This is a genomic window from Paenibacillus sp. FSL R10-2736, assembly GCF_038000245.1.
Lineage (GTDB): Bacteria > Bacillota > Bacilli > Paenibacillales > Paenibacillaceae > Paenibacillus_AQ > Paenibacillus_AQ phytohabitans.
This window is the reverse complement of record NZ_JBBOBN010000002.1, coordinates 744,050-759,873: the sequence shown is the minus strand read 5'-3', so window position 1 is coordinate 759,873 and position 15,824 is coordinate 744,050. Positions and strand designations below refer to the sequence as shown.

Annotated in this window: 14 protein-coding genes; 8 read left to right on the top strand and 6 right to left on the bottom strand. The window is 53.0% G+C overall.

What is annotated here, in order from left to right:
• Positions 1-24: 24 nt before the first annotated feature.
• The gene (locus NSQ73_RS31505) at positions 25-1,116 is read right to left on the bottom strand and encodes a threonine aldolase family protein (protein WP_340990092.1); all 1,092 of its coding nucleotides are present in this window, start codon (positions 1,114-1,116) and stop codon (positions 25-27) included.
• A gap of 192 nt (positions 1,117-1,308) precedes the next feature.
• Here NSQ73_RS31505 and udk point away from each other — a divergent pair, with 192 nt between their 5' ends.
• From udk to NSQ73_RS31470, 7 genes are all read left to right on the top strand, one after another.
• On the top strand, positions 1,309-1,938 hold the full coding sequence (udk, locus tag NSQ73_RS31500; RefSeq protein WP_039296931.1) for a uridine kinase: 630 nt from the start codon (positions 1,309-1,311) through the stop codon (positions 1,936-1,938).
• Positions 1,939-2,469: 531 nt separating this feature from the next.
• Entirely contained in the window at positions 2,470-3,327 is an 858-nt protein-coding gene (locus NSQ73_RS31495) for a carbohydrate ABC transporter permease (protein WP_047013715.1), read from the top strand.
• The gene (locus NSQ73_RS31490; protein WP_340990089.1) at positions 3,324-4,202 is read left to right on the top strand and encodes a carbohydrate ABC transporter permease; all 879 of its coding nucleotides are present in this window, start codon (positions 3,324-3,326) and stop codon (positions 4,200-4,202) included. Before NSQ73_RS31495 ends, NSQ73_RS31490 begins: the two co-directional genes overlap by 4 nt.
• A gap of 40 nt (positions 4,203-4,242) precedes the next feature.
• Positions 4,243-5,631: an ABC transporter substrate-binding protein gene (locus tag NSQ73_RS31485; protein WP_340990087.1), complete on the top strand. Its 1,389-nt coding sequence runs from the start codon at positions 4,243-4,245 to the stop codon at positions 5,629-5,631.
• A 108-nt stretch (positions 5,632-5,739) separates the two neighbouring features.
• The gene (locus NSQ73_RS31480) at positions 5,740-6,729 is read left to right on the top strand and encodes a LacI family DNA-binding transcriptional regulator (RefSeq protein WP_076243454.1); all 990 of its coding nucleotides are present in this window, start codon (positions 5,740-5,742) and stop codon (positions 6,727-6,729) included.
• 229 nt (positions 6,730-6,958) lie between these two features.
• Positions 6,959-7,954 (top strand): N-acetylglucosamine kinase, encoded by a 996-nt coding sequence (locus NSQ73_RS31475; RefSeq protein WP_340990085.1) that lies wholly within the window; start codon positions 6,959-6,961, stop codon positions 7,952-7,954.
• Between the two features lie 6 nt (positions 7,955-7,960).
• Positions 7,961-9,295 (top strand): 6-phospho-beta-glucosidase, encoded by a 1,335-nt coding sequence (locus NSQ73_RS31470; RefSeq protein ID WP_340990084.1) that lies wholly within the window; start codon positions 7,961-7,963, stop codon positions 9,293-9,295.
• A gap of 81 nt (positions 9,296-9,376) precedes the next feature.
• Here NSQ73_RS31470 and NSQ73_RS31465 read toward each other — a convergent pair whose 3' ends face one another.
• From NSQ73_RS31465 to NSQ73_RS31455, 3 genes are all read right to left on the bottom strand, one after another.
• Complete coding sequence (locus NSQ73_RS31465) at positions 9,377-10,093, bottom strand: FtsB family cell division protein (RefSeq protein WP_340990083.1); 717 nt, start codon at positions 10,091-10,093, stop codon at positions 9,377-9,379.
• 222 nt (positions 10,094-10,315) lie between these two features.
• Complete coding sequence (locus NSQ73_RS31460; protein WP_340990081.1) at positions 10,316-10,741, bottom strand: HIT family protein; 426 nt, start codon at positions 10,739-10,741, stop codon at positions 10,316-10,318.
• Between the two features lie 121 nt (positions 10,742-10,862).
• Positions 10,863-11,678, bottom strand: a complete 816-nt coding sequence (locus NSQ73_RS31455) for an AraC family transcriptional regulator (protein WP_340990079.1) — start codon at positions 11,676-11,678, stop codon at positions 10,863-10,865.
• Positions 11,679-11,805: 127 nt separating this feature from the next.
• On the opposite strand from NSQ73_RS31455, the gene NSQ73_RS31450 reads away from it, so the two are divergent.
• Positions 11,806-13,092 (top strand): Gfo/Idh/MocA family oxidoreductase, encoded by a 1,287-nt coding sequence (locus tag NSQ73_RS31450; protein WP_076243451.1) that lies wholly within the window; start codon positions 11,806-11,808, stop codon positions 13,090-13,092.
• Between the two features lie 81 nt (positions 13,093-13,173).
• On the opposite strand, the gene NSQ73_RS31445 is transcribed toward NSQ73_RS31450, so the two are convergent.
• Positions 13,174-14,964 carry a cache domain-containing sensor histidine kinase gene (locus NSQ73_RS31445; protein WP_340990077.1) on the bottom strand — a complete coding sequence of 597 codons (1,791 nt, stop codon included), beginning with the start codon at positions 14,962-14,964 and terminating at the stop codon, positions 13,174-13,176.
• Positions 14,961-15,713, bottom strand: coding sequence for a response regulator transcription factor (locus NSQ73_RS31440; protein ID WP_171716339.1), 753 nt, complete (start codon positions 15,711-15,713; stop codon positions 14,961-14,963). The genes NSQ73_RS31445 and NSQ73_RS31440 overlap by 4 nt, the downstream gene beginning before the upstream one ends.
• Between the last annotated feature and the right edge of the window lie 111 nt (positions 15,714-15,824).

The window sequence follows — 15,824 nt, the reverse complement described above, 5'->3', positions numbered from 1 at the left end:
AGCTGCTTTTTCTTTTTGCCCGCCTTAGATTTCCTGCAGCAGCTTATCCAGCAGCCGGAAGGCTTCTTCCAGCGCAGGCTTGGACACTCCGCTGTAAAGATCCCCGATGTTCAGCTCATACGAGCATGAAGCTTCTCCTGTTTCTTTCAACCGCGGTGTCAGCCCGATTCCCGATTCCTTGTACACCTGAATCAATACCGGAGCAAGCTGCTCCCTGGATAACGCGAAATGTACATGGAACATGTTCGAGACCGGCACCTCCGGCAGCGTAGACACCTTATGGCAGCTGTTGAATAAGGCAGCCAGCTCCTTGGCCTGCTCATAATACCCGGCCATCCGGCCGATCCGCTGCCCGTAATAATATTTAGCGGTCAGAATATACGGATAGAGACTGATCAGGTCACCGCCATGGCGCCGTTTCCAGATCTTCGACTCCTCCGTGAATTCCCGGCTTCCGGCCAGAACCGCTCCGGCAATTCCGCCGATGCCTTTGTAGAAGGAAATATATACGCTGTCGAACAACCCGCAGACCTCGGCAGCTGTCTTGCCGTAGTATGGCAGCACTTCGAACAGCCGCGCCCCGTCCAGATGAAGAATGATCCCCTGCTCCCGGCAATAGGCCGAAATAGCTTCCAGCTCGGCATACTCCGGCAGCTGCCCGCCGATTTCCCGCTGGGGAAGCTCAAGCAGCAGACAAGCAATACCCGCCCCCATATTCTTCACATCATCCAGTGTGATCAGGCGGTCTTTATCTGCCAGCAGCAGCGGCTCCAGATGATGCAGCTCCTTCAGCCCGTCCTGCTCATGAATCTCCAGGTGGCATAGCGGGTGATAGGCCACTCTTCTGCTGCCTTTGCGGTCACTCCAGATCCGCAGGGCGATCTGCTGGGCCATCGTGCCGCTGGGGAAGAATACACTGCTTTCCTTGCCGAGCACCCCGGCCATCTCCGCCTGGAAATCCTCTATTACTGCGCCTGACCCATACAAGTCAGCAGCGAGATGATCCTCCACTCCGGCCAGTGCTTCTTTCAGCACGGATATCCCTCTTTTCCCATGGCCTGCCAGCTGCACTTCTGTCCCGTTAAAAGCTTCCAGTAAAGCATTCTGCTCATTCATTCCGCTAATCCTCTCCCTTTAAATATGCTCGATCTGTACGAATACTTGAAATTATATCATTTTTCGCTAAAATACCCGATTTATTTGAAAGTTCACATGATATTCCCCTGATCCAAGGTGAAATAAGTTGACCGCTGTGCTACAATATTGGAATTGCAAAGGCAATCGCTTAGGGAGGTTTATAAAAACACCATGCTTATTATTGGTATCGCCGGCGGGACCGGTTCCGGCAAAACGACGGTAGCGCGCTCCGTTATTGACCGTCTTGGATCTGACAAAGTGACGTTCATATCTCAGGATAACTACTATAAAGACCATTCTTACCTCAGCATGGCTGAACGCGGTGCGATTAATTACGATCACCCGCTGGCCTTTGATACGGAACTGCTGATTGAACATTTAGATTGTCTGAAAGCCGGACAAGCCGCATTTGCCCCAGTATATGATTTTACCGTCCATGCCCGCTCGACCGAGAAGACCGTTCGGCTTGCACCGAACAATATCGTCATTCTTGAAGGGCTTCATGTCCTCTCCGACGAGAAGCTGCGCGAGCAGCTGAACATTAAGGTATTCGTGGATACCGACCCCGATGTACGTATCCTTCGCCGGGTACTGCGCGATATCGAGGAACGCGGCCGGACGATCCGTTCGATCCATACCCAATACTTGACCACGGTTAAGCCGATGCATGAAGCTTTTATCGAGCCGTCCAAGAAATACGCTGACCTGATAATTCCGGAAGGCGGACAGAATGAAGTAGGGATTCAGTTGCTGTCCGTATTGACCGAGAAATATCTGTCCGGCGATCATCAGTGGACTTAAGCAGAGCAGCCGCCTGCCCATACCTTAGTTGAATAAGAGCCGCCCGGCCATGCCGGGCGGCTTTTTGCTGTGGCCGGGCGGCCGGACGCAATTACTTTCCCGGAATCACCATCGATTCTTTCATGCGAAGAATACATAACATCACTTCCAGTAGACTTATGGAATATAGAGCTAACAGACTCAGATTCAATCTTCAAACCCTCCGTATATGTAACTTTACCTCACGCAATATCCGTGATCGCAATGAAATTTTCTGCATTTTCAGCAACAAACCCCTTTACCTTGTTATATTTATTGACTGGTAGCGCTTTATTAAAGAAATAACTGTTGATTATTTCCGTTCCATCCACTATGATTAGTGCAACAGGGCGAACTAAAAGTTAAAGCGGTTAAACTTATTATTTGTTTATTCTATTTAAAATAGCATTAAACGACTTTTATTTACCCTAAAAGTTAAAGCGCTTATACTTTTAAGAAAGAAAGGCTGGTGTGTTCGTGATTAAGAGTGAGAGCCGGCGGCAGACGTTCTACATGTATCTGTTCATTTCCCCATGGCTGGTTGGCTTCCTTATCTTCGCCCTCTATCCTATCTTGTCGTCGCTGTACTACAGCTTCACCGATTATGACATTATTCATCCGCCCAAGTTCATCGGTCTCGCCAACTACACGGAGATGTTCCATAACGAGCTGTTCTGGCGGTCCGTGAAAGTCACCCTAAGATATACCTTCATCAGCGTGCCGGTGCAATTACTGCTTGGTCTCGGGTTCGCCCTGCTGCTGCATCAGACCATCCCCTGGCGCGGCTTCTTCCGGACAGCGATGTATTTCCCGAGCATGGTCTCCGGCGTTGCGATGTCGCTCCTCTGGTACTGGATCTTCAACCCGCAGATCGGCCTCTTCAACTATATGCTCTCCTGGTTCGGCATCCACGGCCCGGCCTGGCTGATGAATCCCGATACGGCGCTCTATGCCCTGATCATCATGTCCTTCTGGACAGCAGGCTCCGGCATGATCCTCTTCCTCGCAGGTCTGCAGGGGGTCCCGGCCAGCCTGATTGAAGCCGCTAACCTGGACGGGGCAGGACGCTTCCGCATTTTCATGAATATTACACTGCCGATGATCTCACCAGTCCTGCTGTTCCAGCTGATTATGGGTCTGATCGACTCCTTCCAGGTGTTCACGCAAGCCTTCGTCATGACCCAAGGGGGGCCTAACTACTCCACCTGGTTCTACGTCTACAATCTGTATACCAGTGCCTTCAAGGAATACCGGGCCGGTTACTCTTCCGCGCTCGCCTGGGTCCTGCTAATTGTCGTCATGCTGTTCACCGCCGTTATTATGAAGCTGTCTAACCGTTACGTCCACTATGAAGGAGGCAGCCGCCGATGAGTACCGTTAAGGCCGCGCGCCCGCTTAGCCCGCCTTCCCGGCTGCGCCGGAGAGCTGATCCTGTTAAAATCGCCAGCTTCATCACACTGATAATCACCACATTCCTCATGCTGCTGCCGCTGTTCTTCATGGTCTCCACCTCGCTGAAATCGAAACGGGAAATGCTGAAGTTTCCGCCGACCTTTCTGCCGGAGAGCTGGGCCTGGAGCAATTATACCGATATTTTTGAGACTCTACAGTTCGGCACACTGTACAAGAACAGCCTGATTATCGCCGGCCTCTCCGTCTTCGGCACCCTGCTCTCTTCGGCGCTGGTCGCTTACGGGTTCGCCAGATACCGGGGGCGCGGCAACAACTTCTGGTTCATCCTGCTGCTGAGCACGATGATGCTGCCTTATCCGGCGATTATGATTCCGCAGTTCGTGCTGTTCTCCAAAATGCATTGGATCGATACCTTCCTGCCGCTGATCGTGCCCGCCTTCTTCGGCTCGGCGTACAACATCTTTCTGCTGCGGCAGTTCTTCTCTACACTGCCCGAGGAATTGTTCGACGCCGGACGGATTGACGGCTGCGGCGAGCTGCGGATGTGGCGGACCATCGCGCTTCCGCTGTCTGCACCGGCGCTGGCGACCGTTGCGATCTTTGCTTTTATCTACAGCTGGAATGATCTGCTGACCCCTGTGCTCTACTTAAGCTCGTCGGACAAATTCACGCTTCCGGTCGGCATGGCCTCGCTCACCTCATCACGTTTCCGCATTCCGCCGTGGCATCTGCTGATGGTCGCCTCGGTCCTGGCTATGGTTCCGATCGTCACTCTGTTCGCTATCGCCCAGAAGCAGTTTGTGGAGGGCATTGTGCTGACAGGCATTAAGTAATCCGGGTCCACAATACTTGAAATCATGGAGGGATTGGACAATGAACAAGATCATGAAGAGCAAGAGGCCGGCCGTCCTGCTTACAACAGTTCTGACAGCAATGGTAGCTGTATCGGGCTGCGGCGGCGGCAAATCAGCAGGGAATGTCGCAGCAGGGGACAGCGGAGCAGGGAATTCCGGCGGGTCCGGTGAACAGGTGACAATATCCCACTATACGATTGACTCGGAGGACCGCACATTCATTGAGAAGCTGATTCCTGACTTCGAGAAAGAGCATCCGAATATCAAGGTTAAGGTGGAGAAAGCACCTTACGAGCAGTTTGACAGCAAGCTGCAGACGCTGATTGCCGGCGGCAATTCCCCGGATGTTACGAGCCACTACGGATACGGCGGTTTCGCCGAGTATTATAACAAAGACATGCTGCTCGACCTGACCGACCTCATTAAGGAAGACGGGTTCAAGGCCGAGGACTATAACATCCCGGAGAATCTGATGAAGATCTACACGGTGAACGGCCATACCTACGGCATACCGGTCAATATGTATGTCACCCTGATGCTCTACAACAAGGATATGTTCGATGCGGCAGGTGTCTCCTATCCGCCAAGCGACTATGAAGATAAGAGCTGGACTTTTGAGCGGATGGTTGAGGATGCCAAGAAGATGACGATCGTCTCTGACGATATCGCCAAAATGCAATACGGCGTAGACTTCACCTGGGCGGAGCGGGATATGCGGCCGCTGTATTTCGGGGCAGAGCCTTACTCCGAGGATACCTGGACCAACGGCGGCGTTCCTTCCGAGACGCATTTCGACTCCCCTGAGGTCATTGCCGCTTACCAGAAGCTGTTCGACCTTGTCTTCAAGGATAAGGTGTCTCCAACTTCCGAGTGGAGCAAAAGCGTAGCCGGACAGAACGGCGACCCGTTCGTTGCGGGCAAGATCGGCATGTCCATCGGGGGCTCCTGGAACCTCGCAGGGGCTAACGATTTTCCGTTCAAAATCGGCGTAGCCGCAGTGCCATGGGGCGGAAATGAGCAGGTGCGCAGCACCCTGTTCGTCGATCCGCTGCTGATTCTGAAGGATTCGAAGCATCCGAAGGAAGCTTTTGAATGGATCAAATACCTGATGACCACCGAGGTCCAGGAGAAGTCCATTGAGCTGAGCGGAGGCAATCCGCCGGTCAACACTGAAGCCGCTGAAGTTTATTACAAGCATTTCGACGGGATTGACCCGCAGGATGTGAAGAAGGTCTACGAGGGTGCGGTCAAATACGGGTATGAATCCTACAACCATCTGATCACCAACTACTCGCAGATCAACGACATGTTCATTAATGAGCTGCAGCCTGTCGAGACCGGACACAAGACGCTGGAAGAGGTTATGCCGGTGATTCAGAAGAAAGTAACGGAGATTATCAAAAGATAAAGCGGCAGCGGCGGCATAGGCAATTATACGTTTAGCGGAACTCCGGCGCTCCCTGTATACTGAAGATAGATACTAGCACCGGAAAATCCGCCGCAAGGAGCGTTTGAGATGAAAGTAAGTATTTTTGATGTAGCCAAAAAATCAGGGCTGTCCGTGGTCACCGTATCGCGGGTATTAAATGGTGCCGGGTCTGTGCGGGAGAACAACCGCCAGAAGGTGCTCGATGCAATCAAAGAACTGGATTACCGCCCTAATGCAGCTGCACGCAGTCTGGCCAGCGGCAAGACCGGCATCATCGGCCTGATTGTAACGACACTTCAGGATTCCTTCTTCGATGCGGTGGTCAAAGAGCTGAATGAGACGCTTGCCCTGCATGGTTATTTCCTGGCAATCTCCATCTCTACGGGCATCGGCTCGGACGAGAACCACTATCTGATTCAGGAAGACCGCGTAGACGGACTCATTCTGCTCTCGCCTATGAAAGAAGACAATTATATCATGGAGTTGAAACGGCGGGGTATCCCTTATGTGCTGATTGACAATCAGCTGCCGGAGAACGATACGTACTCGATTACCATCGATAACTTCAAAGGCGGATATGCCGCGGCCAGCCACCTGCTGGAGCTGGGGCATACCTCCATCGCCCATATCTGCGGGCAGGAAATGTTCCGCAGCACGCGGGAACGGCGCGCCGGCTTCCAGCAGGCACTGCAGGACCGGGGGATTACCCCGTTCGAAATCGTCTCCGGCGAATTCGAGATCGAGATGGGTTACAGCACGGCGAGACGCTGGCTGCAAGCGGGCAAGCTTCCGGCAGCCGTGTTCGCCGGGGATGACAATATCGCTCTCGGCGTCATCAACGCCCTGATGGAAGCGGGGGTGCGGGTGCCTGACGAAGTCGCAGTGGTCGGCTATGACGACCACTATATTGCTTCCCAGCTCCGGCCGCATCTGACCACCCTGCGCCAGCCGGCGGACAAGATCGGAGTGGCGGCAGCCGATATGCTGCTGCGCAGACTAAGTGGCGAGATGAAGCGCGGCTCGAACATCCGGATCGATCCGGAGCTGATCGTACGGGAATCTACGCTGAAATCCTGATGATGTGAGGCTATCAAAACTAAGCATATGCTTCCGAGGCGAGTTTTGCGAAGTGGGCATCGAAGAAGGTTAGGCTATCAAAACTAAGCATATGCTTCCGAAGCGAGTTTTGCGAAGTGGACACCGAAGAAGGTTAGGCTATCAAAACTAAGCATATGCTTCCGAGGCGAGTTTTGCGAAGTGGACACCGAAGAAGGTTAGGCTATCAAAACTTTAGGAGTGACGACCATTGGCTTACTACTTGGGGATCGATGGGGGAGGCAGCAAAACCTACGCCCTGCTAAGCGATGAACACGGCCATATCCTCGGCAAAGGCAGGGGCGGCAACGGAAATCACCAGACCGGAGCGCAGCAGGCCGCGGCAAGTATCCGCGAAGCAGCCTTTGCCGCTCTGGCTGAAGCCGGGCTCCGGCTGGAGGATATCAGGCATACGTACCTGGGCCTTGCCGGGGCCGACCGCAAGACCGATTATGAGATCCTTCATCCGATGATCCGCGGCATCGGATTTACTGCATATACGATCAGCGGCGACCCGATGATCGGCCTGCGGGCGGGTACAAACCGCCCCTACGGGGTTGCCCTGATCTGCGGCACCGGTACTAACGCAGCCGGCCGCAACCCGCAGGGCCAGCACTTTCAGTGCGGCGGCTTCGATTATATGTACGGCGATTTCGGCGGCGGCGGCGCACTGAATATCGAGGTCTTCCGCACGGTCATCCGCGCCTGGGACGGCCGGGAGGCCGCAACCCTCATGACCGGGCCGCTCTTGAAGCTGCTCGGCTATGAACAGGTGGATGACATGTACAATGATTTCCTGGATCACGGCAAACATGTGCCGCTGGATGCCGCCCGCCTGCTCTTCCCGGCAGCTGCCGAAGGTGATGCTGCGGCGCTCGCCATCCTGCACCGTCAGGGCGTGGAACTGGGCAAGGCGGCAGCCGCCGTTATCCATAGATTAGGCATGGAGAACGATGATTTTGATGTAGTGCTGGCCGGAAGCCTGCTGACCCGGGGCGACCGCGGCTGGATCCGCGATCCGATCGAACAGGCTGTGCGTGAAGCGGCTCCGGGTGCGTCTATAGTGACTTTAACTACGGAGCCAGTCGTCGGCGCCCTCTGGTCGGCGCTGGAGAGTGACGGCATCACGATAAGCCATGAAATGTATGAGCAAATGCGTCCCTTTCAGGAATTTGAACATATCCCCACAACAACAAGACAGGAGTGATTCATCTTGGCAGTTAACCAAGGTCTTAAGATCGCCGTTATCGGCGGGGGTTCTTCCTATACCCCGGAACTCGTAGAAGGCTTCATCCTGCATTACAAGGAGCTTCCGGTCCGGGAGCTATGGCTTGTGGATATTGAAGCCGGCCTCCATAAACTGAACATCGTAGGCGCTCTGGCCAAGCGGATGGTCGAGAAATCCGGCCTTCCTATAGAGGTCCGTCTCACCACCGACCGCCGCGAGGCCATTGCAGGTGCCGACTTCGTCAGCACCCAGATCCGCGTCGGAATGCTGGATGCCCGCGCCCGCGATGAGTCGATTCCGCTGAAATACGGCGTGATCGGCCAGGAAACGACCGGCCCCGGCGGAATGCTGAAAGCGCTGCGCACGATCCCCGTCATCCTCGACATCTGCCGTGATATCGAGGAGCTGGCTCCGGACGCCTGGCTGCTCAACTTCACCAATCCGGCAGGTATGGTGACCGAAGCAGTACTGCGGTATTCGAAGGTAAAGAGCATCGGCCTCTGCAATGCCCCGATTGGTCTGATTAAGCAGGTATCCGCCAAATATAATGCCGCCCCAGACCGGATCTATGCCGAGTTCGTCGGCCTCAATCACCTGCACTGGATCACCCGCATTGATGTGGAGGGTGAAGACAAGCTGGATGAGATGCTGGAAGACACCGCTGGCTACAGCGCGAAGAATGTTCCGGCGCGCGAGTGGAACCCCGAGTTCCTGCAATCGCTGCGTGCCCTGCCATCCTATTATTTGAAATATTTCTATATGACGGATGCGATGCTTGAAGAGCAGCAGGCCTCGGCTTCAAAAGGCGAGAACCGCGCTGAAGTCGTCAAGCGTGTGGAGGAAGAGCTGTTTGAAATCTACGGCAACCTGGAGCTTAACGAGAAGCCGAATCAGCTGGAGCAGCGCGGCGGAGCTTTCTATTCGGAGGCTGCCGTCAACCTGATGCGCTCGCTGTATAACGGTACCAATGACATTCAGACGCTGAATGTTGCGAACCGCGGCATCCTCGACTTCCTGCCGGATGATGCCAGCATCGAGGTCAACTGTGTCGTTACCAAGACCGGCCCCCTGCCCCTGCCGCTAACCAAGATTCCGCCGATGGCCAAAGGGCTGATCCATGCGGTCAAGACCTACGAGCAGCTCGCCATCGACGCTGCCGTTACCGGAGACCGGAGCCTGGCTATTCAAGCTTTGGCACACCATCCGCTTGTCCCTTCTGTCGAAGTGGCTATCGCTATGCTGGATGAGATGCTGGAAGCGAATAAGGAGTATCTGCCGGCATTCTTCGGGCAAGAGGTCCCCGCAGCTTCTGTCTTATAAAGTATTAAGTCATGTATTAAGTCATATAAAAAGCCCGTGCTGACCGCAAATGAACCATTGCGGCTGGAACGGGCTTTTGCATTATTTTACAATGATATAGCGGTACATTTCGCCTTCAATTGTGACATCCGCATACAGCGGCTTGCTGCCCGACTCTACTTCGTCAGGAACTTCAGCCAGATAGACCAGAGTACCATTCTTGAGCGGTTCAATTTCGGAAATACTGGTATAAGTGAAGTCTTCTCCGCCGTTTTCTTCCATGGTGGAAAAGGTGCTATATTCGTATTTGTTATCATATTTAACCTTTACATCTGCTACAGCATCCGCATCCATGGCTTCTCCGGCCAGGTTCTTCGCCTGTAAAGTGATTGCCAAATAGGTTGTACCCGGTTCCTTAGCTTCATAATACGTATAGAAACTTCCTGGCTTGGATGGTATAACCTTCTTGGCAAAAGAGGTCTTCGTAATAGTATACTCGCCGATCCCATCAATCACCAGCGGTGTGCCCTTCACCATTGTCTTTTGATCATCCCCTGCATCCGCCACTGCAGTACCGGCTTCTTCGCCTGAGGGTTCCACGGCTTCCGCTTCTCCTGCTGCAGTTACAGGTAACACAGAGGCTTCTTCCTTCAATTTGTCATTCTCTGCCTTCAGCTGCTTGTTCTCTTCCTGCAGTTTGCTGATCTCTGTCTTCAGTTTCTCCGTGTTCTCTCCTGCGGAGCCTGATTTCCCCGAAGAGCATCCAGCCACCGATAACGCCAGCATAGCCGCAGATAACCAGATACTTATTGTTCTCACTTTCATATGACACCCCAATATTTGTATTTTAACTCTAATATTATATAGCAGATCCTGGGCCAAAGGATAGAAAAAAATGTAATATTGTGTCACAAATATAATCAAGAATCTGGTACAGCTGGCTCAATAAAAAAGGCATTCCAAGCCATTACGGGGCCAGGAATACCTTCATTTATAGGAGCGGCAGTTAAGGCTGGCCCCTCCAATGTTGAACTGAAGTGTTTATTGCAGATAAGCCCTAATCTTCCCGATCATCTCCTGAACCTCTTCATCCGTCAAATAGGTCTGGCCCGGATTCATCTGGAAGGTGGAGCCAAAGTCCGCCTGCCCGTCATACTTCGGAACAATGTGCATATGAAGATGATGCAGCTTGTCGCCGTAAGCGCCATAGTTTATTTTGTCCGGCCCAAAAGCCTTGTCCACCGCTGCGGCTACCTGCGCAACCTCCTTCATGAATGCGGACAATTCGTCTGCGGTTAGCTGGAACAGCTCTTTTACATGATCGCGGTAAACCACATTGCATCTTCCCTTATACGTCTGCTCCTTGAACAGAAAAACTGTCGAAACCCCCAGCTCGCAGATTTCAATCATCAGGTTGTCCCGCCGTTCATCCTCCATACAGTACATACACTCCTGATTCTTCTCCATATCTTCAGATCCTTTCGCCTCTGGATTACACTGCATTATCTTAGTACACGCTCTATACTGCTCCACAAATCTGCTGCCGACTATTAAAACGGTTACACTCTATCAAATTCGAAGCTCCTGGTTATGCCCGGTGCTGCTTGCGGTACTGCAGCGGAGAGCGCCCCGTAATTCCCTTGAACATCCGCCCGAAATGAGCAATGCTGTCGAAGCCCGTCGCTTCTGCAACCCGGGTGATCGGCCAGTCCGTTTCCGTCAGCAGCGTCTTCGTCTCGCGGATGCGGACATAATTCAGGTACTCGATAATTGTAAAGCCTGTCGTCTGCTTGAACGTCCGGCACAAATACGTGGAGCTGATGAAGAACTGCTCGGCAATCCCGCCAAGGGTAAGCTTCTCGCCGTAGTGCGCATCCAGATATTCAATGATGCCATACACCCGGCGCTGCCCCTCGCTTTGTTCGGGAGAGACCAGAGCGGGCTTCGCCTTGCGTATCCGCTCCAGCTGGATCAGCAGCTGCAGCAGCAGCGTCCTGGTATATTCACCGCCCCACAGCTTAGCCTCCTTCTGTTCCCCCAGCATGGCGTGGAGCAAATCAGCAATCACTCCCTGTTCATGCGCAGTAGGCCGCAGCAGAAAGCTCTCCCCGCCGAAGATATTCATCCAGTTCTGTTCCGGGGCCACTGGCTCCAGATAGGAATCGCTGAAGCTGACCAGGACCCGCTCATGCGGCTGGTGGTTTCCGCCCGTTGTGCGGTGCAGATGATTTTTGTTAATAAATACAAGATCTCCGGCCTCCAGCGCGTAAATGCGGTTGCGGATATAGTAATGCCTTTCCCCGGACAGCAGATAGTAAATCTCGTAGAAATCATGGAAGTGGTCGATGTCCATATTGAAATATCCGCTCCGCTTGAGCTGCTCGATCTGAAAGATGGGCTCCACTCTGCACCAGGCCTCCTGTGAGGATAAGATATGCATACTTTCCGGCTAAACAGACTAAATACCGTTCACTTTCTGCATTTCCTATACTATAAAATAGAATCAAATCCAAGTAAATGGAGTGATCCCCTTGTCCAAAAAGAAATATGTAATCGTCGGCACCGGTGGCCGGGCCGAATTTTTCTACGGCGCTCTTGTTACCGTTTACAACGAAACGTCCGAGCTGGTCGCTATCTGTGATGTCAATCAGACGCGGATGAATTTCGCTAATCATATGCTGACTGACAAATACGGCTATCATGAGGTGCCTACCTACAAAGCCGAAGATTTCGACCGGATGATTGCCGAAACCAAGCCTGACTATGTACTGGTAACCACAATTGACCGCACGCATCACAAGTATATTATCCGCGCAATGGAGCTTGGCTGTGACGTCATTTCCGAGAAGCCGATGACGATTGACGAAGAGAAATGCCAGGAGATCTTCGATGCCATCGAGCGTACCGGCAAGAATCTTCGTGTCACCTTCAACTACCGCTATGCGCCGCATAACACGAAGATCCGCGAGGTCATTATGGACGGCGTGCTGGGCGAGATCCTGTCCGTCAATTTCGAATGGCTGCTGAACACCCAGCATGGGGCGGACTATTTCCGCAGATGGCACCGCGATAAGCGGAACAGCGGCGGCCTCTTGGTGCATAAATCAACGCATCACTTCGACCTGATGAACTTCTGGCTGGCTTCACAGCCGGATACCGTGTTCGCGATGGGCGATCTGCGCTTCTACGGCAAGGAGAATGCCGAGAAACGCGGCATCACCGAGTTCTACCAGCGTGCCTACGGCAGCAAGGCTGCCGAGAACGACCCGTTCGCGCTCCATCTGGACCGCAATGAGCACCTGAAGAGCATGTATCTGGATGCCGAGCATGAAGACGGCTACCAGCGCGACCAGAGCGTCTTCGGAGACAATATCAGCATCGAAGATACGATGAATGTTATGGTCAAGTATAAGAACAAGACGGTCATGAACTATTCGCTTAACGCGTATATGCCGTGGGAAGGCTTCATCATCGTCTTCAACGGCACACAGGGACGGATGGAGGTCCGCATTACCGAGCAGTCCTACGTTAATTCCGGCGGCAAAAAAGAAAACGAAGGCGCGCTGGAAGGCGTGAATATCATGATCTATCCGCACTTCAAAGAGCCTTACCGCGTGGAGTTCGAGAGCAGCGCAGGCGGACACGGCGGCGGCGATCCGGTGCTGCTGCGTGATATTTTTGACAAGAAGCAGGAAGACCGCTTCAACCGCGCAGCCTCGCATAAGGACGGCGCAATGTCGATCATGACCGGCATTGCCGCCAACCGCTCTATCAAGACCGGCCAGCCGGTGAAGGTTGACGATATCTGGAAGGCGTAGCCGCCCAGCCGTCTTCCCTCCCCGCTGGACTTATAGAAAAAGGCGTGCCTCCCGGCCCAAACCGGAGTGCACGCCTTTTTCTTATGAGACATCACTCCGCTCCCGGCCCGACAGTTCAGCCTCATTCCAGACACAGGGCACCACAAGCTCTACCCTGGTCCCCCATCCGGGTTTGCTGCGGATACTCAGGCTATAGGCAGAGCCGTACGTCAGCTTCAATCTTTTGTTCGTATTGTAGAGTCCGAGATGCTCCGTCCGCTCCTCATCCGCATCCAGCCGGTGCCGGACCTCACGCACCCGCTCCGCGGTCATGCCTATACCGTTGTCGGTCACACTGAGCGACAGCTGCTCTCCTCTGCGCACGAACTTTACCTTAATGAGACCCGGACCCGCTTTTTCCTTAATTCCGTGATAAATACTGTTCTCCAGCAAAGGCTGCAGTACAAGCTTGAAGGTATACAGACGGGCAAGCTCTTCGTCGTATTCATAGATACACTCGAATTTGTCATGGTAGCGCTTCTTCTGAATATTGACGTAGCTGATAGTGTTGCCAAGCTCGTTCTCCCAGGTCACCGTTCCTGTAGGATTGCTGAAGGAGTAGGAGAGAATATCCGAGAGATCTTCGATCATTTCGCTCGCCTTATTAGGCTTACCGGTCAGCGCAACTGACTCCCAATAGACGGAATGCAGCGTGTTGTACAGGAAATGGGGATTAATCTGGGACTGCAGCGCCAGCAGCTCCATTACCTGCAGACGATACTTTTTCTCCAGCAGCTGGGTGCGGATATAGCGGTGTTCGATGAAATGCGTCATCATATTCTGGACAATTAGGGAGTACTCGTCCTTGACCTTGGCGGGCGGCCTCAGCAGCAAATGGCTGTCATCGGCAGCCTTGATCATCATCCTGATCATCTTAAGCTGCTTGTAGTTGCGCCGGATCAGCACGAAGGTCAGCAGAAAGCCGCAGACTACAGAGACAGCCACAAACACCAGTGTGTAATACAGAATGCGTGACGGCGTTTTGTAGAGCTCTGAATGGCGAATAACCGATACGTACTTCCACTTGTAGCGCTCGGATTCCACCTTCGTTACATTTACCTTCCCTGCCGGTGTGTCCATATCGAAGAAGGACTCCGGCTGCTCTGCAATCTTCAGTAGCTCCGCATGCTGCGGAAGCTCCCCGCGCCCATTGGAGAAGATCACCTGGCTATTCTCATCAAGCACGAACATTTGCTGTGTGGGATAACGGGTAATGTCATTCAGCAGACTCTCAATGTATTTGGGCCGGATATTGAGAATAATCGCAATCTTGCGCGGTACCAGCACATTATAGAAGGTTACCACTGCAGTCGGCTTCGTCTCGAAGGAATAGAATTTCAGCTCGCGCCTTGCCGTCCATTTCGCGGGGGGTCCCTCATATCGGCTGAACTGCCCGTACCAGTCGGTATCATAGAAATGATCCAGCGTCACCAGCCCGTCTACGGAGGACAGAAACCGGTTGTACGGATTATCGACATACAGATAGAAGGACTGGATATAGGGCTTGGAGCTTGTAAATGCATTCAGGAAACTGGAGATAATCCGGTTCGTGTTTGAGCTCTCGTAGGTATACGAGGGGTTCTTAAGTACAGCGGACAATTCGTTAAAAATATCGGCGTTATCGTACAGGGCAAGATACAGCGTGTCCAGTTCATTCAGGATCATCTCCAGTTGGGTCTTCGACTGCTGCAGCAGAAAGCTGCTGTTCTGATTGATATCTGCCTTGATATCGCGCTGGGCGGAGAACATCGAGAGCGAGCCCAGAATAATGACCGGAATCAGCAAAGGAATCAGAAAGATGGCCAGCTGCTTGACGAAATACTTTTCTCTCATGGGGCGGCCGGACCGTTCCGGTATTCACTGGGTGTTTTGCCATAATAGCTCTTGAAGGTGCGGGTGAAGTTCTTGGCATTGCTGTAGCCGACCATTTCACTGACCGTATAGGTTTTGAAGCTCATGTCCTGCAGGAGTCCGGCGGCTACCTCCATTTTATGCTGAATCACATAGTCCGAGAAATTCTGGCCCGTCTTCTGCTTGAAAAAGAAGCTGAGGTAGTTGGCATTCATATGGACCAGCCGGGCCGCCTGTTCGAGTGAGGCATTCTGATAATGGCTTGTGACATAGTCTTTGATCTGGCGGATAATGAAGCTCTCATCGCTCCCCTGCAGATCCTCTGCCGCTGAGCGCTCCTTCTCCACATTCCCTGCCTCCAGCTCCTCCCGGAGCTTGACGAATACATCCAGCAGCACATGGTATTTCGCCGGCTTAAGCACATAATTGCTGACCCTGTAATGCAGGGCCTGCTGGGCATACTCGAAATCGCGGTATCCGCTCAGGAAGACTACCTTGATATCCCGTTTGCTTCTATATAGATCCTCTGCCAGCTCAATCCCGGTCATTACAGGCATCTTGATATCAGTCAGCACAATGTCCACCCGCTCCTCGCCTTCAATGAAACGCAGCGCCTCGCGTCCGTTGCCGGCCTGGCCGATGATATGGAATCCGATCTCATTCCACGGAAAATAACTGGAAAGCGCCTCACGCGTCTCCGTTTCATCATCCACAATCAATAGGTTATACATCCCGCCGCCCGCCTTCCCTGGTTGCAATGCAGTTTCAATGTAACTGCTTACATTCAGTATATCAGAACGTCAGGAGCATATTGCAGGCCATTCGCATGATGAATTAAACTG